This window comes from Oleiphilus sp. HI0066, from assembly GCF_001635725.1.
Genome location: NZ_LWFH01001583.1, coordinates 1 through 1,032 on the forward strand (window position 1 = coordinate 1; position 1,032 = coordinate 1,032).

At 41.8% G+C, this 1,032-nt stretch carries 3 protein-coding genes; all 3 read left to right on the forward strand.

The window, feature by feature from the left end; genetic code table 11:
- Window positions 1-33 precede the first annotated feature (33 nt).
- Genes A3738_RS32750 through A3738_RS24950 form a run of 3 tightly spaced genes read left to right on the forward strand, consistent with a single transcriptional unit; the run spans window position 34 to window position 971 of the window.
- Window positions 34-129: an SEC-C metal-binding domain-containing protein gene (locus A3738_RS32750; protein ID WP_369819834.1), complete on the forward strand. Its 96-nt coding sequence runs from the start codon at window positions 34-36 to the stop codon at window positions 127-129.
- Window positions 130-169: 40 nt separating this feature from the next.
- A complete protein-coding gene (locus tag A3738_RS24945) occupies window positions 170-709 on the forward strand; it encodes a hypothetical protein (protein WP_068475589.1) in 540 nt (179 codons plus the stop codon).
- A gap of 22 nt (window positions 710-731) precedes the next feature.
- Window positions 732-971 carry a hypothetical protein gene (locus A3738_RS24950; protein ID WP_068475591.1) on the forward strand — a complete coding sequence of 80 codons (240 nt, stop codon included), beginning with the start codon at window positions 732-734 and terminating at the stop codon, window positions 969-971.
- Window positions 972-1,032: the final 61 nt, after the last annotated feature.

Genomic DNA, 1,032 nt, shown 5'->3' on the forward strand with positions numbered 1-1,032 from the left:
GCGGCGTTGTCGAATTTCTATCAGCAGGATGTAATGCGTATTGCTGACGATATTAAACCAAAGAAAAAGTCACCTTGCCCATGTGGTAGTGGGAAGCGCTATAAACATTGCTGTATGCCCGAGAATTAGTCTTAGCTAAGCAGCGAGCAAAAAAATAAAGGGAATAAATATGAAATGCCCACAATGCAAAGGATACGAACTTGAACCCAGAGAGCTTGAACCGGGTTTGATTGTAGGCGCCTGTACAAAATGTGATGGCGCTTTAATTTCACTAATGAACTATCGATTTTGGGCTGATCAGCAGTCACAAACTTGCGAAGTCGTAAGCACTGTTGAGGTTGCAGAGGCTGAGGACAACAACGTAGCTCAAGTATGCCCGAAGTGTTCGAAATTTATGACCAAATTCCAGATAGGAACAGAATCCGTAAATCGACTTGATATGTGCAACGGGTGTGATGAAGCGTGGCTGGATAAAGGTGAATGGCAGCTTCTCAAGACGCTAGATATGGCAGACAAACTACCTAAGATATTTACCGATGCTTGGCAGAGAAACATCCGCATTGAAAGACAAGAAAAGCTACATAAAAAGCGTTACGCGAATCTCCTGGGAGCGAATGATTTCGCTCAACTGGATACCTTTAAGCAATGGCTAGATCAGCATCCTGAGAGAGAACAAATTAAGCAATATCTAATCACAAACTTGGATTAAAACTCACTGAAGGAGAAAGAGCATGAGTGAAAACAGAGATTATTTAGAAATGACTTTCCACTCGATTAACTGCTTTGCAGATGACGGAAAATTAGATGTGAATGAGATCAACCAAATTCTAGCAATTGCTTTGAAGGATGGGGTGGTTGATGACAACGAGAAACGTGTCCTTTCAAACATCATTGGCCGTTTGAACGAAGCAGAATTAGATGTTGAGATGCTGTCGAAAGTCGAAGAGATTAAGACTGAGTATCTTAGTTAATCGTATTGGGGCTAAACATGATCGAGTTGAGAGAGTGGTCTGCTGGTATAGTATTCCTTGC